The following is a 19,426-nucleotide window of genomic DNA, read 5'->3' as shown; positions in this document are numbered from 1 at the left end:
ACCCGGAATCCCACGTTCCCGTCGCGATATGTCAGCTTCCGAGCCGCGATTGCCTGCCATATCGCGACCGGAGCAGGGTCCGGGCGACCGGAGCAGGGTCAGGGGGCCGGAGCAGGGTCAGGGGACGGGAGCAGCCGATCGAGCGCCGCCGCGTAGGCCACGAGGGCATCGTCGAGGGTGAAGTGCCCCGCAGCGGCGAGCGTGCCGAGTCCATGGATCAGCCCCCACACCACGACGGCATCGGTCGGCCGGTCCAGGCCTGCCGCGGCGACTCCCTCTGCGAGCACTGTCTCAAGCCCGTCGATCAGCGGCGCCATGGTCGCGGTCGGGGATCCGGGGACGCAGACCGTCGGGTCGTACACCGCATCGAACGCGTGCGGATGTTCCACAGCGAAGCGGATATAGGCGGAACCGGCGTCCGCGAGCGCCGCGCGCGGGGTCGACGCCCTCTCCGCGTCGGTGCGGACCTGCGTCAGGAGGTCGGCCATGCTCCGCTCGGCGAGCACCTTGAGCAGCCCGAGCCGGTCGGAGAAGTGGTGATACGGCGCGTTGTGGCTGACGTTCGCGGCCCGGGCGACCTCGCGGAGGCTGATCTCCGCCGCAGGCATCCGCTCCAGCAGCTGCATGGCGGCATCCTCCAGCGCCCGGGCGAGATCGCCGTGGTGGTAGCCGTCCTTCGAACTTGACATGAGCAACATCATCTCCTATCTTGACAGTGTCCACCACCTTGACACTGTCCAGATAGGAACCTGACATGCCTGCTCTCGTGATCGACGGCCACCCCGACGCCCGCTCCCTGACCGCTTCCCTGGCTCAGCGGTACGCCGACAGACACGGAGACGCGCGGGTGCTCGCGCTGCGTGACCTGGACTTCGATCCCCACCTGCGCTTCGGCTACCGGGAGCGCATGACCCTCGAGCCCGACCTCGTCGACGCGAAACAGGCACTGCACGACGCCGACACGATCGTCGTCGCCACGCCGCTCTGGTGGGGTTCGGTCCCCGCGGTGCTCAAGGGCTTCTTCGACCGCGCCCTGCTTCCGCAGCAGGAGTACCGCTACACGAAGCTCGGCCTCCCCGAGGGGCTGCTGCCCGCACGCCGCGGCCGACTGCTCCTGCTCGCGGACACCCCGTGGTTCGCGGTGCCGTTCACCGGGCTGCCCGCGCAGACCCAGGTGGCCCGCAACACCCTGCGCCTGTGCGGCGTGAGGTCCGTACGCGTCCACCGCATGCTCGGCGTCAAGGACGCCGACACCGCGACGATCGCACGGTGGCTCGACCGCGCCGAACACCTCGGCACGCTCGACGGTCGCCGAGCGGGCGTGACGCCTCAGCTCATCGCTGCGGAGGCGGCCTCGTCCTCGGTCGTGGCGACCAGCTGACCGCAGGCGCCGTCGATCTCCTTGCCGCGGGTGTCGCGGAGGGTCGTCGGGATGCCGGCGTCATTGAGTCGCCGGACGAACTCGTTCTGCACCGGGATCTCCGACGAGGTCCAGACCGAGCCGGGCGTCGGGTTGAGCGGGATCGGGTTCACATGGACCCAGCCGCGTCCGCGCTGGTTGAGCTTCTCCGCCAGCAGGTCGGCGCGCCACGCGTGGTCGTTCATGTCCTTGATGAGCGCGTACTCGATCGAGACGCGACGACCGGTCTTGGCGTAGTACTCGTACGCGGCGTCGAGGGCCTCATCGACCTTCCAGCGGGAGTTCACCGGGATGAGCTCATCGCGGAGGTGATCGTCCGGGGCGTGCAGCGACAGCGCGAAGGTCACGGGGATGTTCTCGTCGGCGAGCTTCTTGATCGCCGGCACGAGACCCACGGTGGACACGGTGATGCCGCGCGCGCTCATGCCCAGACCGTCGGGCTGCGGAGCCACCATCGAGCGGACCGCATCCATCACGCGCTTGTAGTTCGCGAGCGGCTCACCCATGCCCATGAACACGATGTTCGAGACGCGCTCCATGCTGTGGTCGTCGGCCTTCTTGCCGCCGAGGCCGCCATCGGCGATCAGCCGGTTGGCACGAACGATCTGCTCGATGATCTCGGCGGTCGACATGTTGCGGGTCAACCCCGCCTGGCCGGTCGCGCAGAACGGGCAGTTCATGCCGCAGCCGGCCTGGCTCGACACGCACAGCGTGATGCGGCCGGGGTAGCGCATGAGCACCGACTCGACCAGCGCGCCGTCGTGCAGACGCCACAGGAATTTGATCGTGTCGCCGCGGTCGGTCTCGAGGCGTCGCACCTCGGTGAGCAGCGACGGCAGCATCCCGGCGACGAGCTGCTCCCGGGTGTCGGCCGGGAGGTCCGTCATCTGCTCGGGGTCGGACGTGTAGTGGCGGAAGTAGTGCGTCGACAGCTGCTTCGCGCGGAAGCCGGGGAGCCCGAGCTCCTTGACCTTCTCGGTGCGCTCGGCCGGCGTGAGGTCGGCCAGATGCACCGGCGGCTTGCCGCGCTTGGGGCTCGCGAACTGCAGCAGCGGGCGCCCCTCGGCATCCTTCTGCTGCGTCCACCCCTCGGTCCGGGGGCGCACCTGTGCCGTGCGCGTCTCGCGGACCGCCCCCGAACGGGACGACGCGGGCGCTGCCTGGGGGCGCGTCTCGCGCGTGCGGGGATTCTCCGTCATACCTCCAGGGTACGCGGTGACGGATGGGAAGGCCCTGGGGTGCGGTGCTTCCGTGACGTCAGCCCAGCAGGGGACGCTGTGCAGCACGCTGCTGCACGTACTCGTCGAGGGCCCGCTGCGCGGTGTCCGTGGTCGAGACCGCCGCCACCGGCACGTCCCACCATCCCTCCCCGTCCGGACCGTAGACCGTCGGGTCACTGTCGATGTGGATGAGCGTCGACCGCTCCGAGGCCTTCGCCGTGGCGACCGCAGCGCGCAGATCATCGATCGCCGCAGACCCCCGTGCGATCTCGATGACGTCGACGCCGTAGCTGCGAGCGTTCATCGCGAGGTCGACCGGGAGCACGTCACCGTGCTGGAAGCTCCGCGTCTCCTCGTCGTAGCTCCGGTACTTCGTGCCGAAGCGCTCCGTGCCCACCGTCTCCGAGAGATGCCCGATCGAGGCGTATCCCTGGTTCTGGACGAGCACGACGATGATCTTGATGCCCTCGGCCACGGCCGTCGCGAGTTCGGAGCTCAACATCAGGTACGAACCGTCGCCGACCATGACGATCACGTCCCGCTCGTCACCGGATGCGAGGAGCCCCCGTTTGACGCCGAGGCCTCCCGCGATCTCATACCCCATGCAGGAGTAGGCGTACTCGACGTGGTAGCCGAGCGGGTCGCTCACCCGCCACAGCTTGTGCAGATCTCCGGGGAGCGAGCCGGCCGCCTGCACGATGACGTCCGCATCGGCCACCGACCCGCGCACGGCACCGATGATCTCGGGCTGCCCCGGGAGTTCGCCGCCCGTGGGCGCGAGAGCGTGGTCGACCACCGCATCCCATCGCCGCTTCTCGTCGGCGATCCGCGCGCTCAGATCGGTCGCGATCCGGAAGTCCCCGAGCATGCCCGTGAGCGCGACCAGCGCTTCCCTGGCATCGGCGATGAGCGGGAGCTGTGAGCCGTGCTTGTAGGCGTCGAAGGCGGCGACGTTGACGTTCACGAACACCGCATCCGGGTTCTGGAAGGCGGTGCGCGACGCGGTGGTGAAATCGCTGTAGCGCGTGCCGATACCGATGATCACATCGGCGTCGGCGGCGATCCGGTTCGCGGCGGTGGTTCCCGTCGCACCGATCCCGCCGAGATTCTGCGGGTGGTCCCAGGGCAATGCGCCACCGCCCGCCTGCGTGGTGCCGACCGGGATGCCGGTGGCCTCGGCGAACGCACGGAGTGCCTGCTCCGCTTCCGAATAGATCACACCCCCACCGGCGACGATGAGCGGCTGCTTCGCGCCGCGGATCGCGGCCACGGCACGCTCGAGCGGTCCGCGTTCGGGCAGCGGCCGGCGGATGTGCCACTCACGCTCCTGGAGGAATTCGAGCGGGACGTCCACAGCCTCGGCCTGCACGTCCTCGGGGAGGGCGATCGTCACCGCCCCCGTCTCCGCCGGATCGGTGAGCACGCGCATCGCCGCGAGCGCGATCGAGAAGAGCTGCTCGGGGCGCTGCACCCGGTCGAAGAACACCGAGAGCGGGCGGAACGCATCGTTCACCGTGAGCCCGATGTCGTGCGGGCGCTCCAGCTGCTGCAGGACGGGATCGGCGACCCGGGTGGCGAAGGTGTCACTCGGCAACAGCAGCGCCGGGAGCCGGTTGGTCGTCGCGAGGGCCGCACCGGTGAGCATGTTCGTCGCGCCCGGCCCCACGGAGGCCGCACTTGCGAACGTGGCCCTGCGCCGGTGCATCCGCGCGAAGCCCACCGCCTGGTGCACCATCGCCTGTTCGTTGCGGGCCTGGCGGTAGGGCATCAGATCGGGCTGCTCGAGGTTGTACTGCTGCAGCGCCTGACCGAGACCCGCGACGTTCCCGTGGCCGAAGATCCCGAACATGCCGGGCACTGTGCGCTCGCGGATGGTGCCGTCGACGGTCCATTGCCGCGAGAGGAACTCGACCAGGGCCTGGCCGACCGTCATCCGCTTCGTCTGCATCAGTGATCTCCATGTCCGTAGGGAAGTCGGGAATCGATGTCCTGCCCGCTCCAGCTGTCGCGCACCCACGCGTGCGCCGGGTCGTCGGTGATCAGCCACACCCGCTCCTGATCGGGGCCGGCCATGACGTTCAGGTAGTAGAGGTCATAGCCCGGTGCGGCGACAGCGGGTCCGTGGAATCCGAACGGGACCAGCGCGATGTCACCGGTGCCCACCCGCTCGGCGATGTCGATGGCGCCCGCGTCCGAGGAATAGGTTGCGAACATCCCGAACGCGGCCTCGGCGGCACCGGCATCGCCGCCGACACGCGTGGGGGCCGCCTCGAAGTAGTAGATCTCCTCGAGCCGGGATTCCCGTCCCGACACGTGCTCATCGTGCTTATGCGGCGGATACGACGACCAGTTCCCCGCGGGCGTGATGACCTCGCAGACGATGAGGCGCTCGGCGTCGAGCGCTTCCGGCGTGCCGAAGTTGTGCACCTGCCGGCTGGAGGTGCCGGCTCCGCGGAGCTCGATCGGGATCTCGGCGGCGCGGATGTGCCGGGTCGGATGCACGGCCGATGCGGGCGCGGAGGCCACCGCCACCCGACCGACTCCCGTGATGACCGCGGAGGCTGCGGACGACAGGTAGAGCACGTCGCTGGGCCCGTCGAAGACCGACCGGCGGCCGGCGAGCGTCGTCTCCGAGGTCGCGCCCTGCTCGGTGTGCTGCACCGTGAAGGAACCCGCGAGCGGCACGATGATCCGCTCGACCCCGTCCTCGGCGAGCGCGAGGCTCTCCCCGGCGGCGAGCGCTCCGATGCGGATGCCGGTGTGCGTCCATCCCGGAATCGCAGCGTCGACGACGCTCTCCCACCCGTCGCGGCCGATCGTCCCTCGGCGGTGGAACCATTGCCCCTGCTCGGTCATGACGCCTCCTGCCCGATCCGAAGCTCAGTTGTTCTGGGGGAAGCCGAGGTCGATGCCGCCGTGCAGCGCGGGGTCGAGCCAGCGGCTGGTGATCGCCTTCTCCCGGGTGAAGAAGTCGAAGCCATGGACACCGTACGCCTTCGCATCGCCGAAGAGCGACGCCTTCCACCCGCCGAAGGAGTGGTAGGCCACGGGGACGGGGATGGGCACGTTGATGCCGATCATCCCGACCTGCACCTCGTGCTGGAACCGACGTGCGGCGCCGCCGTCGTTCGTGAAGATCGCCGTCCCGTTCCCGAAGCGACCGGAATTGATCAGGTCCACTCCCTCCTGGAAGGTCTGCACCCGCACCACGGACAGCACCGGCCCGAAGATCTCCTCCTGGTAGGCGCGCGAGGAGGTCGGGATCTCGTCGATGAGCGTCGGTCCGAACCAGAAGCCGTCCTCGCGCCCGTCGACCGTCAGACCCCGGCCGTCGACCACGATCCGCGCTCCGTCGGCCTCGGCGATGTCGACATACCCGGACACCTTCGCCCGGTGCTCGGCAGTGATCAGCGGCCCCATGTCGGGCTCGCCGTCGACCCCACCCGCTCCGTCGCCGATGCGGAGAGCGGCGATGCGCTCCCGGATCCGCTCGATCAGCTCATCCGCCACCGGATCGACCGCGAGCACGACGGAGACCGCCATGCACCGCTCGCCGGCCGCTCCGAACCCGGCGTTCACCGCCTGGTCGGCGACGAGGTCGAGATCGGCGTCCGGCAGCACCAGCATGTGGTTCTTCGCCCCGCCGAGCGCCTGGACCCGCTTGCCGTTGCGCGATGCGGTCTCGTAGATGTACTGGGCGATCGGCGTCGAGCCCACGAACGAGATGGACGCGACATCCGGGCTCTCCAGCAGTCCGTCGACGGCCTGCTTGTCGCCCTGCAACACCGTGAACACGCCTTCGGGAAGCCCCGCCTCGGCCCAGAGCGCAGCGAGCCACAGGGCCGCCGACGGATCCTTCTCACTGGGCTTGAGGACGACCGCGTTGCCCGCGGCGATCGCGATCGGGAAGAACCACATCGGCACCATCGCCGGGAAGTTGAACGGCGAGATGATGCCGACGACCCCGAGCGGCTGCTTCAGCGAGTACACATCGATGCCGGTCGAGACGTTCTCCGAGTATGCGCCCTTGATCAGGTGTGGGAACCCGGTGGCCAGTTCCACCACCTCCTGTCCGCGCAGGATCTCCCCCATCGCGTCCGAACGCACCTTGCCGTGCTCGGCCGTGATGATCTCCGCCAGCTCACCCTTGCGCGAGTGCAGCAGCTCACGGAACGCGAACATCACCGCCTGACGCCGCGCGATCGAGTAGCCGCTCCACACCTCGAACCCGCGCCGCGCGGACGCGATCGCTTCCGCGATCTCGGCGTCGTCGGCCAGAGCCACGTGTCCGGTCACGGCCCCGGTCGCGGGGTTGTGCACCGGAGCCGTCCGGCCGCTGGTCGACGCACGGGCGGCACCGTCGATCCAGTGTCCGATGGTGGGGATGGTGGAGGCGGGGGTCATACGTATCCTTCGGCGAAGTGGCGTTCAGGCGGGAAGAGGCGTTCAGGCGGTGAGCCCGGGGTGGACCAGAGAGGCGGCGACATCGATGGCGGACGCGACGTCGATGTCGGAGGAGTACAGGAGCGTGCGTCCGACCGTCAGTCCGCGCACTCCTGGCAGCGAGAGAGCATCCTCCCAGGACGAGAACGTGTCGTCGGGGTCGGCGCCCGCGTCTCCGCCGAGGAGCAGCACCGGCAACGTCGTCGCCGCCAGCACCCGCTCCATGTCTTCGACCACCGGCAGCTTCAGCCAGGAGCTGGCGCTGCTCGCGCCCAGACCGCTGGCGATGGCGATCGACAGCATCACGGCATCCGGACTCAGATCGTTGACGACCCGGCCGTCCACGCGTCGACTCAGGAACGGCTCCAGCATGATCGGCAGATCCGCGCGTGCGGCCGCCGTGACCGCTTCCGCCGTCGAGGCCAGCGTGGGTGCCGTCCCGTCGTCGTCGAGGTTCACCCGCAGGAGCGCTTTGGCGAAGTCGATTCCCGAGTCCACCATCGCCGGCACGTCGTACCCTGTGTAGCGGTCGTCCATCTCGAAGCTCGCCCCCCGCAGGCCACCGCGGTTCATCGAGCCGACCACGATCTTGTCGTCGAGCAGACCGAGCACGGCGAGGTCGTCGATGATGTCGGGGGTTCCCAGCACGCCGTCGACGCCCGGGTGCCGCAGGGCGATCGCGAGGCGGTCGAGCAGCTCGTAGCGGTCGGCCATCGCGAACGGCGAGCCGCCGACGGCGAGCGCACCGCGCGCAGGATGGTCGGCCGCGATGATGAACAGCCGCCCGTCGCCGCGGATGATCTCGCGACGACGTCGCCCGGCCAGCGTCTCGCGGATCGCTCGCGGCGACTCCGCACGCACCGTCCGGAGCCGGTGGAAGTCGTCCTCGGTCAGTGCTGTCATCTCATGCATCTCCGTTCACGACCTCGGCGACCTCGCGCTCCGTCGGCATCGCGGTCGAACATTCCCGGCGGCCGGCCACGATGCCGCCCGCCGCGTTCGCATAGATCAACGTCTTCTCCAGTTCCCATCCCGCCAGCAGGCCGTGGCAGAGCGCGCCACCGAACGCATCGCCGGCACCGAGCCCGTTGACGACCTCGACCGGGGTGGCCGGAATCTCCACCTGCGTCGACCGCGTCTTGGCGAGCACACCGCGCGGCCCCTGCTTGACGATCGCCAGTTCCACGCCGCGCTCCAGGAGCGCGTCCGCGGCACGCTGCGGTTCGGTCTCGCCGACCGCAACCTCACACTCCTCGCGGTTGCCGACGGCGACGGTGGCGAACTCGAGCGCACGCTGGATCTGCGTGCGCGCGGCCTCCGGCGCCTCCCAGAACATCGGTCGGTAGTCCAGGTCGAACACGGTGTGCGCACGTCGTCCCCGCGACGCGAGGAGGTCGAGGTGGGTCTGTCTACTCGGCTCCTCGCTCAGGCCTGTCGCCGTGAACCAGAGGAGCGTCGCTTCCCGCACGGTCTGCGCATGGACGTCGCCGGGGCGGATCTGCAGGTCGGGAGCAGTGGGCTCGCGATAGAAGTACAGGGGGAAGTCGTCCGGCGGGAAGATCTCGCAGAACGTGATCGGCGTCTTGTAGCTCGGATCGGTCGCGACGAAGTCGCTCCGCACCCCGAGGCGCTCCAGCTCCTCGCGAAGGTACCGCCCGAAGGGGTCGTCTCCCACCCGGGAGAGCAGAGCGGTGTCGTGCCCGTAGCGAGCAGCGGCGACGGCCACGTTGGCCGCACTTCCACCGAGGTACTTTCCGAAACTGGTGACGTCACCGAGACCGACGCCGTCCTGCAGCGGGTACAGGTCGACGCCCAGGCGCCCGATGGTCAGGATCTCCAGGACCGATCGTTCTTCCGACATCACCCCTCCACTCCTTCGCGCATTTGTCTTAACATTAGCACTAATGCGGTGATCTGCTCAGAGCGATCGTCGGATGCTGAGCATCGCGCCCGCGTCCGTGCGCGCGGAGGACGCGTCGAACGCGGCCTCCTGAACCTCACCGGCCAGGTCGACCCGCGTCCAGGACCCCGGCGCCGAGAACGCCACGTCGCGTGCGTCGGACAGGTAGTTCACGAATCGGAGCTCAGCGGCATCACCGACCCGTCGCGCCGATTCCAGCACGACGTCGCCCGAGAGCTCGACCGGGAAGGCTGCCTCGGGCACCGGACCGTCGGTCTCGCCCGAACCGCGGACCACGAGCGGGTCGTGCCGGAAGAGGTCGGCGGCGCGCACGGCCGTCGCATCATCCGCGCCGACCAGGATCGCCAGGTCCGTGTGCACGGCCACTCCGAGGTACTGCGCACCGGGAACGGGGATCTCGGAACCGGCGGGCTCGTCACGCAGCGGATGCACGTTGACGCTCATCATGCCGACGGAGCGGGACAGGGTGACCGCGAGGGCGTCGGATGCGCCCGGAGTCGACACGAGTTCGTACTCCGACAGCTTCTGCACGAGAACCGCGGTCGAACCCGCCGCGGCGAAGCGGTACGCCGGGTAGGTCGGCAACGGGAACTCGCCCCAGCCACCCTCCGCCTCGCGACCACGGACGGTCGTCGCGTACTGTCCGGCGCTCCGAGAGGCGTCGAGCTCCGCACCCCCGACGGGGACGAGCACCCGGAGCCGGTGGTCGGAGGCCGTGTTCACGTAGTCGATGCCGACACGCAGGAAGCCCTCCCCCTCGCGCAGTTCGATCGTGGTCTCGGTCACCAGCGGCACGGTCTCACTCGAACGTGTCCGGTCTTCGGTCAGCCCCACCGGCAGGTCGTAGACCCGACGGATGCGGAGGCGTCCGCGCAGCGGCCCCTCCTCGATCACGGCGACGTCGACGGAGGACGCATTCCTCACCGCGGAGGCCGGATCGACCGGGCCGTAGTTGTAGGAGTCGCCGCAGTCGCCGTCATCGACGAGGGCGAGGGCGCCGTCGATCGAGGAGCCGTCCGCCCCGTCGATGCGCACGGTGCCATCGGCGTTCACGGTCACGGTGAGCGCGGCGTTCGAGAGCGATCCGGTGGTCACCGTGACCGGGTCATCGGAAACCGCCGCCGTCGCCTCGGCCACCGCGGCGAGCGCGAGACCGTCGACGTCCACCGCGAGCAGGGCACGGTGGCGCGCATCGGCGATCGTCTCGACATGCCAGAGGTCGTCGCCGCCGGCATCCGCCGCCACGCGCTCCTCCAGTTCCATGGTGAAGGCCGCCAGGTCCCAGACACCCTCAGGGCTCTCCGCCACCTGGAAGCGGAGCGACTGCTCGCCCCACTCGTACCCGTTGATCTGCTGCCCGAAGAGCTCACGCCCGTGGATGCGGCGGAGGATCTTGGGCAGATCAGCGCTGCGCATCCGCTCGTCGCCGAGCACGGTGGGCAGCGGGTCCAGCAGTTGCACGCCCGCCGGGAGCGCCGCCGCATCCACTCCGTGCAGAGTGACCTCCACCTGCGCACGCCGAGCGAAGCCCGAGGGGTTGAACACGAGGTGCTGCGCAGGCGACACTGCCGCCGACACGTCACGGAGGACGGTGTCGATGACCCCACGGGCGATGTGCCCCGCGGTGTGGATGCGGGTCCCGACCTGCTCAGCCGTCGCGTCGACGCCACAGCCGGTCACGGAGTCGTGCGCCGTGCTCTCCACCAGGCGGTACCAGGCGGTGTCGAAGAAGGAGCGGTGGTCGCGGGATCCGAACATCAGGTCGAGTCGTTCGGCGGCCGTGAGCGCCTGCTCCGAACGGGCCATCTCGCGCTTGAGGTTCGTGCGGATCGAGAACACCCCGGGCAGCAGGTTGCCGCGGGCGTGCGAGCGCATCTCGCCGTGCACCTGCGGAAGAACGGCCAGCGCCGCGGCATCCGTCGCATAGCGCGAGAGGTGCCCGTCGAGGGTCGCGATCGACAGGTGCGGTTCGCGGCCCGTCGCGTCGTAGTCCCGGATGACCTCGGCGAGGTCTTCGGGAGGTGCGGAGTGATCGGTGCCCAGCATCGCGAGCACCGGGTCGTCGCCGTACCAGGACGCGGTGCGGGCGGCGTAGTCGGGGGCGAGCGCGGGGAGCTGACCCGGCAGAGCGAACATGTCGAGCCCGTTGCCGTAGCCGTCGAAGAGGTACTCGCAGCGCACGGCATCGCCGTTCGGGGCGACCCATGCGAACGCGTGCTCAGCGACGTCAGCGGGGACACCCCGCCAGAGCGCGCTGTGACGGATGCCGAACCCGGCCAGGATCTGCGGCATCTGCGCCGCATGGCCGAACATGTCCGGGAGGTAGCCGACCGGCATGGTGCGGCCCAGACGCGCGCTCGCGGCGCGACCGAGCTCGAGGTTGCGGATGATGGTCTCGCCGTCGCAGCCGAACTCGTCGAGCAGGATGAGGAACGGGCCCACACTCAGCTGCTCCCGCTGCACCAGAGCCATGACCCGGTCCCGCATCTCCGGACGCATCTCGAGGTAGTCCTCGATCGCCGCGGCCTGTCCGTCGAGCGTGAACCGGTACTCCGGCTCGGCCTCCAGGATCCCGATCAGCCGGTCGAGCATGTGCACCAGGCGCAGGCGGAAGACATCGTGCGGCTCATACCATTCGCGGTCCCAGTGGGTGTGGGGGACGACGACGATCTCACTGGTCACGGGCGGGGACTCCTGATTCTCTGCGGAAGATGCGTGCGGCCGGTCAGGCGCACAGGGCGGCGATGCTGCGGTCGGGATGCAGCAGGTAGTAGGGGCCGGCGGCCCGATCGGCGGCGAAAGAGGCGAGGTCTCCGTGCACCGAGCGGCGTTCACCGGCACCGTCGACGAGGATCAGACCGTCGGCGTCGACGGCGAGCAGTTCGTCATCGACGCGCAGAAGGACCGGGGCGGTGAAGAGGTCGGGTGCGCTGAGTCCGTCCCGCACGGTGACCCCGCCCATGATCGCGGTCCTCCCCGCAGCGACTCCGGCGAGGATCGCCTCGGGCGAGGCGTCTTCCGCGGCAACCCAGGTGGTCGGCGTACCGGGCCCGATGCCCTGGCTCTGCATGTGGAAGTCGGCACCGCCGAGGAGGACGGCGTCCTTGCCCCAGCGCTCGTGGAACGCGAGCGGCGACGTGGCGATGAGCTCGCGGTACCACGTCGAATGCCAGAGCTCGATGGCACGCGGCAGGCGCGAGAGCGGGTGCAGCCACGAGCAGTCCCCCGAGATCGGGTGGTTCACGCTCAGGACGCCGCCACGGCGCTCGACCTCGTCGACCCATTCCTGCGCGGGACGGCGGAAGTCGATCCAGCCGATGTCCCCGAAGGCGTTCGCATGACCACGGTGCGTGGTCACCTCCTGGCCGGGCAGCAGCGTGATCGCGTGCTGCTCCCCGGTCCCGGGGAGATGCGCGTGGTGGCTCGTGGTGTTGTGGTCGGTGACGGCCAGGAAGTCGAGTCCGGCGCTCACCCCGAGTGCCGCCAGGCCGGAGATGCTCTCGCGGCCGTCCGAATGGAGGGTGTGCGCGTGGAAGTCGCCGGCGAACCACCGCAGACCTGCGGAGGCGGGGAGGTTCCTCGAGCTTCCGCGGGGCACCCCCGCCACGGGGGCGACGACCGGGCCGTGGTCGATCGTCGATTCCGCGGGCAGGAGGATCTCGACGATGACGTCGGCGCCACCGGCGCTCAGTCGGTGCACCCCGAGGATCACGTTCCACTCGCCCTCTTCCGGGCGCCCGGGAAGGTACCCCGGGGTGGCGTCGTCCGTGCGGATCACATACGTGGTCCGCGCGCCGCCGGACCATCCGCGCCACCCTGCCGCCCCCTCGCAGCCGAGGTCGATCACGGCCGCCTCGGTGTCATAGGAGATGCGCACCTCGAGCGAATCCGTGCCCGAGGGCACGTCGAACGGCACCCGCACGTAGCGATCGGCGTTCTGGATGTCGTGCGTGAGATGGAGGGTGGTGCGGACGGTGCCCATCAGCCGATCCGCTCGGTGCTCTCGGCGTCGAACAGCAGCGCGCGGTTGAGCTGCGGGACGATCCAGCCACGGTCGCCCGCGGCGGGCTCCTGTTCCTCGGGAACGACGACCTGGAGCTTGTGCTCCCCCGCGCTCACGAGCACGAGGCTCGTCGCACCGAGGGTTTCGGTCACGACGACCTCCGCCGCAATTCCGTCCGCGACGGGTTCGGCCGACCAGCGCAGGTACTCGGGACGGATGCCCCAGCTCACGGTCTGCCCATCCCTCACCGCCGCGGCGGCTTCCGGCGGGACCGGGACATCCGCGTCGCCGATGCGGACATGACCGGCCGCGACCGTCGTCTCGAGGAGGTTCATCGGCACGGAGCCGATGAAACCGGCGACGAAGGTGTTGTTCGGACGGTGGAAGATCTCCCGCGGCGAGCCGATCTGCTGGAGCTTCCCCGCCTTCATGACGGCGATCCGATCCGCGAGAGCGAGAGCCTCCGCCTGGTCGTGCGTCACGAACACGGTGGTGACACCGAGGTCGCGCTGCAATTCCTTCAGGAAGGTCCGCGCCTCGAGCCGCAGCCGCGCATCGAGGTTCGACAGCGGCTCGTCCAACAGCAGTACATCGGGCCGGGTCGCGACGGCGCGAGCGAGGGCCACGCGCTGCTGCTGGCCACCGGAGAGCTGACCGGGTCGGCGCTCGATCAGGCCGTTGAGCGACAGACCGTTCGCGACGGATTCCGCCGTGGTGCGACGCTCCCCCTTGCCCACTCGGCGGATCCGCAGCGGGTAGGCGATGTTGTCGCCGACGTCCATGTGCGGGAACAGCGCGTAGTCCTGGAACACCATCGCCACGCCGCGCTCACCCGGCTCGGCGTTGGTGACGTCCTTCTCACCGATCGTGAGTTTTCCGGAGGTGATGCTCTCCAGGCCCGCGATCGACCTCAGCAGCGTGGTCTTCCCACACCCGGAAGGACCGAGCAGCGCGAAGAACTCGCCGTCCGCGATCTCGACGTCGACGCTGTCGACGCCGCGCACCCCGCCGGGGTACTCCTTGACGAGTTCGGTTGCAATGATGGCGGCCATCAGGACTTGATCCCTCCGTGGAAGCGGAAACCGTAGCGACGGTTCACAAAGAAGTAGATGAGAAGGACGGGCACCGAGAACACCAGCGAGAACGCCGAGATCAGTCGGAGATCGGCCTGGCCGCTCTCGGTGTAGAAGGTGTACATGAGCACGGCGGCCGGCTGCATGTCGGGCGTGCGTAGAAGCAGGAACGGCACGAGGAAGTTGCCCCACACCTGCACGATCGTCCAGATCGCGATGAACGCGAGGCCCGGACGGGCGATCGGCACCACGACGTCCTTGAGGATGCGGAAGGGGCCCGCACCGTAGAGCCGTGCCGATTCCTCGTACGACTTCGGGATGGAATCCATGAAGTCCTTGAGGATGAAGATGACCGTCGGGAGGATCCCGCCGGCCAGCACGAGGATGACGCCGACGTGGGTGTTGATCAGCTGCAGCTGATTGATGAGCTGGAAGGTCGGGACCATCGCGGCCGTCCCCGTCACGATGGACGACAGGAGCAGCAGCCCGTAGAGGATGCCGTCGCGCCCCGGGATGCTGATCCGGCTCATCGCGTACGAGGCCAGGGCTCCGAGCACGATCACGAGCGCCATGGTCCCGATGCCGAGGATCAAGGAGTTGAGGATCGACTTCAGGGCGTACGGGTTCTCCGCCAGGCGGGCGAAGTTGTCGAGCGTCCAGTCCGGCCACGACACCGTCAGCGACGGCGTCGCGTCGAACGGAGCCAGGACCAGCCACACCATCGGCAGCGCGAAGAACAGGGACACGAGCACGATCACGATCGTGAAGAGGATCCGCGACACGAAATGGGTCACCGACCGGTCGCGCACGACGGTCTTGATGGTGGTCATCATGAGCGCACCTTCTTCTTCGAGCTCTTCCCTCGCGAGACGCGCGTGTACATCAGCGCGATCACGAGGTTGATGAGGAGCATGATCAACGAGATCGCCGCTCCGAGTCCCAGCTGCCCGCCGGGGATGGCGGTCTGGTAGATGTACACCGACAGGATGTCGGTCTGACCGTTCGGCCCGCCCGCGGTGAGCAGGTAGGGGGTGAAGGTGTTGAAGGTCCACAGCGTGATCAGCAACGTATTGGTCAGCAGGTGCCCCTTGATGTTGGGGAGGATCACATCACGCAGCTGCTGCCACGTGTTGGCCCCGACCATGCGGGCGCTCTCAAGCTGCGACGGCGGGACAGCGCTGATCGCCGAGGAGAACAACTGCATCGAGAACGCCGTCCCGACCCAGATGTTGAAAATGATGATGCACTCCATCGGATGCTCGATGAGCCAGGCCGCCCCCTCTGTCCCGAGAAGGGAGTTCAGAGTGCCCGTGCGCCGGTCGAGGAGCGCGAGCCAGAGGAACGAGGCGACCGATGCGGGGATCACCCAGGCCGCGAGGACGAGCGTCTCGACGAAGGTCTTGACGCCGGCCCGCACGTTGCGCAGCATCCAGGCGAGCGCGAAGCCGAGGACGGTCTGCCCGATGATCCCCGACACCAGCACGAACACCAGCGTCAGCCACAGCGAGTTCCAGAACCGCGGGTCGTTGAGCGCCGTGGAGAAGTTCTCGAGTCCGACGAACTCCGGGTTGGCGGCGGCGAAGCCGGTGAGCCGGTAGTTGGTCATCCCGAGGTAGACGGTCCAGAGCGCCGGGAAGAGGAGGAACAGGCCGATCAGGAGCAGACCGGGCGCCGCGAACAGGGTCGCCCTCGCCCGGCCGAGACCGGCGACATCCTCCGCGCGGCGCCGGCGGGGAGCGGTGACGCTCCCCGCCGGCATCGTTGCTTGCGTCATGGTCACTCGGAGATCGCGTCCGGGCCCACGACGCCTTCGAGACCACGGACGTAGGTCTTCAGGGCGTCATCGACCGAGGTCCCGGTGGCGACGTCGAGCGTGGCCTGCTGGAGCAGCACGGACACCTGCGGGTAGGCGGCCAGGCCGGGACGGTAGGCGGTGATCGGCAGGACCTCTTCGCTGACGAACGTCAGCATGGGGTCGGACGACAGGAGCTTCTCGTTCACGTCGTTGCGCGGGGAGATCGAGAGCGTGCCGGCGGCACGCGCCTCGTAGGCTTCCGGCGAGTTCATGAAGGCGAGCAGCTCCCAGGCGAGCGCGGCGTGCTTCGAGTTGGGGTTGAGCACACGCCCGGTACCCCCGGACATCGAGACGTAGTCCTGATCGTTGATGCCGTCGCCCGGCTCGATCGCCGGGATCTTGGCGTACCCGACGGTGGTGTCGCGATCGGCCATCGGCGCCGTGCCCACACCCTCCGCGGGGTTGATCACGGAACGCCAGAAGTAGTCGCCCTCGAGCAGGATGCCGATCTTGCCCTCGGCGAAGAGCTGGAACGAGGTGTCGCGTCCCGACGCCTCCTGCTGGAGGACCGGGTCACCGAGCCCCTCATCGACGTAGATCGTCTCGTACAGGTCGAGCGTCTTCTCCATGCCGTCGGTGGCACCGATCCACTTGCCGTCCTCGTACACCTGCTCTCCGGTGCCGACCAGCATCGGAAGCAGACCCTGCATCGTCGTCGCCTCGCCCATCGCCGTACCGGCGTTCAGCTGGATCGGGGTGACGCCGTCGAGGTCCTTGAGGTCGCGCGCCGCGTCGAGGACGTCGTCCCAGCTCTCCGGAGCCCAGTCCTCATCGAGCCCCGCCTGGGCGAAGAGGTCCTTGTTGTAGTACAGCACGCGACCGTCGGCGCCCTGCGGGACGCCATAGCGGTCACCGTCGAACGAGAGGGCGTTCTGCACGGCGTCGGGGATCTGCGCCCAGCCGTCCCAGTCATCGACCGCCTTGCCGCCGACGTCGGAGAGCGGCTTGATGTATCCGGCCTCGGCGAACTCGCCGACCCAGATGCCGTCCATCCCGATGATGTCGGCACCCTTGCCGGACTGCAGATCGAGGGCGATCTTGGTCTTGTAGTCCTCATCGTCGACGCCCTGCGGCTGGAACTCGACGGTGACGTCCTTGCCTTCCGCGTCCATGGCCTTCTCGAACTCGGGGATGACCCAGTCCGCGATCCAGTCCGCTTCGGCACTGTTCTTGCCGCCGGTGATGGAGTTGGTGGTGAGGGTGAGGGTGACCGGCCCGGATTCGTCCTCGGTCTCCGGCTCCGATCCTCCGGAGCAGCCAGCCAGGACGACCGCACCGACAGTGGTGAGGGCGAACGCCGCAAGCAGGCGGCGCTTTCCGTACGTGACCATTTCTGACCTTTCTGTATCGCTGAACGCCGAGCGGATGCGCTCGGTCGCGGATGTGGGTGAACTACTGCGCGGCTTCGACGCCCGGGTCGAGCGTGACGCCCTTCGAGAGCGCGAGCGCGCGGATCATCCGCTGCCCGACCCGCACGTCGGCCATCGATTCCTCGACGCTCGCCCCGTCGGGACGCTCGCCGCGGACCAGTGCCGCCAGCGCGAACAGTTCGTTCTCGAAAGCCTCTTGCTGCATCCACCGCGACTCGCTCACGCGGATGCCGAGCTCCGGGTGACTCTCCGTCACGCGGAGGACGGTGGGGAGATTGGTCACGTACGGAACACCGAAGAGCAGTTCGACGGTTCCGGTCTCGTGATGGAAGGTGACGGTCTCCTGGTAATCGGGGTAACCGTCGATGTAGTGCCAATCGAGGGTCCACGGGGTCTCGTCACGAGCGAGCGTGCCCCGCAGGTGCACCGATCCCGGCATCTTCGGACCCCAGTGCTGGGCGAAGTCGACATCGCCCAGACCGCCGACGAGCATACGGAGCAGTCCGACGTCGTGGACGATGGAACCCAGCACGACGTTCGTGTAGAGCGTGCGCAGGTCGGTCGGGAGGTCGGCGCCGACGGCCGAGTCCACGATCGTCCCCGTCGCTGCGATCAGCGGGGCGAGGACCTCCGCGGAGACGTCGTGGGTGCGCGCCGCGAGGCGGGCGTACTCCAGTTGCGAGCCGTCCAGCGGGTGCATCACCTGCACGCTGATCGCACGCAGGTCGACGTCGGCGAGGAGGCGCTTCGCGTGCTGCGACGCGAGGTCGTACTCCTTCATGTAGCCGACGCGCACCCAGTCACGCAGGTCGATCCCGGCGTCCACGGCGTAGGCGGCAAGGGCGTCGAGCTCGGCGATCGAGTAGGCGAGGGGCTTCTCGGCGAGCACACGGATGCCGGCCTTCACGAGCCGCAGCGTGTCGCCGGCGTGGGAGCCGGTGGTGGCGAGGATGGCGGCGTCGATCGCGAGCACACCGTCGTCCTTCGCAGCGACGAGGGCATCGACCGACGAGAACCGTCGGTCCGCGGCGACGCCGTAGCGGGCTCCCATGTCAGCGGTGCGCTCGGCGGAGAGATCGACGAGCGCGGCGATCTCGAAACCTTCGGCGTTCCTGCGCAGCATCGGCAGGTGCACGCTCTGGCTGATCGCCCCCAACCCGATGACGGCGACGCGGGTGACGCTCACGCGAACCACGCCCGCAAGGCGTCACGGTTGGCGACCTGCTCGGCCTTGGCCCGCTCGACCTCAGCGGTCGAGCGCGGCACGACGTCCTGCTCGACGATGAGCCAGCCGCTGTATCCGCTGTCGATGATCTCTTCCACGAGTTCGGTGACGGCGAGATCCCCCTGCCCCAGCGGGACGAAGACGCGCTTCTCCCAGACCGAGCGCATCGGGTCATCGGCCTGCAACGCCTCGTGCAGGATCCGCGTGCGCGCGTCCTTGAGGTGCAGGTGATTGATGCGGTCACGCCACCGGCGGAAGTCGGGCAGCGGGTCGCCGCCCCCGATGAGGAGGTGACCGGAGTCGAAGGTGAGACCGACGTCGGTCGATGCCAGCAGCGCGTCGACCTCTTCGGGCGTCTCGACATACGTGCACGCGTGGTGGTGGAAGGTCGGCTCGAGCCCGCGATCGCGGACACGCGCCGTCGCGATGTTGACGCGATCGGCGAACCGCGCCCAGTCGTCCCCACGGAGCGTGAGTTCGGGAGCGCCACCAGGACGCGCCTTGCGTGCCGCGCTGCCTGAGTCGGCGAGCGTGGGCAGAGGTGCAAGGGGCGGCCCGGTCTCCGCCGCAGCGACGAACACGTCGAGGATGTCATCGAGGTTCGCCATCGCGCGGGCGAAGTCGTCGTCGGCACCGGCGAACGGAAGGTCCACCCATCCGCCCGCGAGTTCGAGGCCGTGGCGCCGCAGGCGATCCGTCAGCTCCGCGCCTCGTCCGAGAAGTCCGACCGGTCCGAGATCGATGCCCTGGTAGCCGGCCTCGCTGATCCAGCGCGCAAGTTCCTCGCCTTCGGGAAGTGCGACGAGGTCCGGGCGTGCGAGCTCGAAGACCCCGTAGCTCACCGGCGCATTCGCGATACGGATCACTCGATTTCCTTTCTCCATTGAACGGTCGGA

16 protein-coding genes are annotated in these 19,426 nt (G+C 68.9%); 1 reads left to right on the top strand and 15 read right to left on the bottom strand.

Annotated elements, in window-relative coordinates; translation table 11 throughout:
* Positions 1-98 precede the first annotated feature (98 nt).
* On the bottom strand, positions 99-689 hold the full coding sequence (locus E0W80_RS14090; RefSeq protein WP_131493389.1) for a TetR/AcrR family transcriptional regulator: 591 nt from the start codon (positions 687-689) through the stop codon (positions 99-101).
* 65 nt (positions 690-754) lie between these two features.
* Here E0W80_RS14090 and E0W80_RS14085 point away from each other — a divergent pair, with 65 nt between their 5' ends.
* Entirely contained in the window at positions 755-1,381 is a 627-nt protein-coding gene (locus E0W80_RS14085; protein WP_131493387.1) for an NAD(P)H-dependent oxidoreductase, read from the top strand.
* Here E0W80_RS14085 and rlmN read toward each other — a convergent pair.
* The 14 genes from rlmN to E0W80_RS14015 form a co-directional block, all read right to left on the bottom strand.
* Positions 1,330-2,619 (bottom strand): 23S rRNA (adenine(2503)-C(2))-methyltransferase RlmN, encoded by a 1,290-nt coding sequence (rlmN, locus tag E0W80_RS14080; RefSeq protein WP_047520961.1) that lies wholly within the window; start codon positions 2,617-2,619, stop codon positions 1,330-1,332. The two genes, E0W80_RS14085 and rlmN, sit on opposite strands and share 52 nt — an antisense overlap.
* A gap of 58 nt (positions 2,620-2,677) precedes the next feature.
* The gene (gene iolD, locus E0W80_RS14075; protein WP_205802364.1) at positions 2,678-4,588 is read right to left on the bottom strand and encodes a 3D-(3,5/4)-trihydroxycyclohexane-1,2-dione acylhydrolase (decyclizing); all 1,911 of its coding nucleotides are present in this window, start codon (positions 4,586-4,588) and stop codon (positions 2,678-2,680) included.
* Positions 4,588-5,496: a 5-deoxy-glucuronate isomerase gene (gene iolB / locus E0W80_RS14070; protein WP_131493385.1), complete on the bottom strand. Its 909-nt coding sequence runs from the start codon at positions 5,494-5,496 to the stop codon at positions 4,588-4,590. The genes iolD and iolB overlap by 1 nt, the downstream gene beginning before the upstream one ends.
* 24 nt (positions 5,497-5,520) lie before the next feature.
* Positions 5,521-7,044, bottom strand: coding sequence for a CoA-acylating methylmalonate-semialdehyde dehydrogenase (locus tag E0W80_RS14065; RefSeq protein WP_131493383.1), 1,524 nt, complete (start codon positions 7,042-7,044; stop codon positions 5,521-5,523).
* A 42-nt stretch (positions 7,045-7,086) separates the two neighbouring features.
* A complete protein-coding gene (locus tag E0W80_RS14060; protein WP_131493381.1) occupies positions 7,087-7,986 on the bottom strand; it encodes a deoxyribose-phosphate aldolase in 900 nt (299 codons plus the stop codon).
* Position 7,987: 1 nt separating this feature from the next.
* Positions 7,988-8,944 carry a 5-dehydro-2-deoxygluconokinase gene (gene iolC, locus E0W80_RS14055; protein ID WP_131493380.1) on the bottom strand — a complete coding sequence of 319 codons (957 nt, stop codon included), beginning with the start codon at positions 8,942-8,944 and terminating at the stop codon, positions 7,988-7,990.
* 57 nt (positions 8,945-9,001) lie between these two features.
* Positions 9,002-11,686 (bottom strand): alpha-mannosidase, encoded by a 2,685-nt coding sequence (locus E0W80_RS14050; protein WP_165875473.1) that lies wholly within the window; start codon positions 11,684-11,686, stop codon positions 9,002-9,004.
* Positions 11,687-11,729: 43 nt separating this feature from the next.
* Positions 11,730-12,986: a CehA/McbA family metallohydrolase gene (locus E0W80_RS14045; RefSeq protein ID WP_131493377.1), complete on the bottom strand. Its 1,257-nt coding sequence runs from the start codon at positions 12,984-12,986 to the stop codon at positions 11,730-11,732.
* Positions 12,986-14,059: an ABC transporter ATP-binding protein gene (locus E0W80_RS14040; RefSeq protein ID WP_131493375.1), complete on the bottom strand. Its 1,074-nt coding sequence runs from the start codon at positions 14,057-14,059 to the stop codon at positions 12,986-12,988. Before E0W80_RS14040 ends, E0W80_RS14045 begins: the two co-directional genes overlap by 1 nt.
* On the bottom strand, positions 14,059-14,913 hold the full coding sequence (locus tag E0W80_RS14035; RefSeq protein ID WP_205802363.1) for a carbohydrate ABC transporter permease: 855 nt from the start codon (positions 14,911-14,913) through the stop codon (positions 14,059-14,061). The genes E0W80_RS14040 and E0W80_RS14035 overlap by 1 nt, the downstream gene beginning before the upstream one ends.
* Positions 14,910-15,854, bottom strand: coding sequence for a sugar ABC transporter permease (locus tag E0W80_RS14030; protein ID WP_131493373.1), 945 nt, complete (start codon positions 15,852-15,854; stop codon positions 14,910-14,912). The genes E0W80_RS14035 and E0W80_RS14030 overlap by 4 nt, the downstream gene beginning before the upstream one ends.
* A gap of 2 nt (positions 15,855-15,856) precedes the next feature.
* On the bottom strand, positions 15,857-17,266 hold the full coding sequence (locus E0W80_RS14025; protein WP_131493371.1) for an extracellular solute-binding protein: 1,410 nt from the start codon (positions 17,264-17,266) through the stop codon (positions 15,857-15,859).
* A gap of 61 nt (positions 17,267-17,327) precedes the next feature.
* Entirely contained in the window at positions 17,328-18,491 is a 1,164-nt protein-coding gene (locus E0W80_RS14020; protein WP_165875472.1) for a Gfo/Idh/MocA family oxidoreductase, read from the bottom strand.
* On the bottom strand, positions 18,488-19,396 hold the full coding sequence (locus E0W80_RS14015; RefSeq protein ID WP_240740540.1) for a sugar phosphate isomerase/epimerase: 909 nt from the start codon (positions 19,394-19,396) through the stop codon (positions 18,488-18,490). Before E0W80_RS14015 ends, E0W80_RS14020 begins: the two co-directional genes overlap by 4 nt.
* Positions 19,397-19,426: the final 30 nt, after the last annotated feature.

Source organism: Microbacterium sp. PI-1 (assembly GCF_004337555.1).
Classification (GTDB): Bacteria; Actinomycetota; Actinomycetes; order Actinomycetales; family Microbacteriaceae; genus Microbacterium; species Microbacterium aurugineum.
The sequence above is the reverse complement of the archived record's forward strand: the minus strand, read 5'-3'. Positions and strand labels throughout refer to the sequence as shown.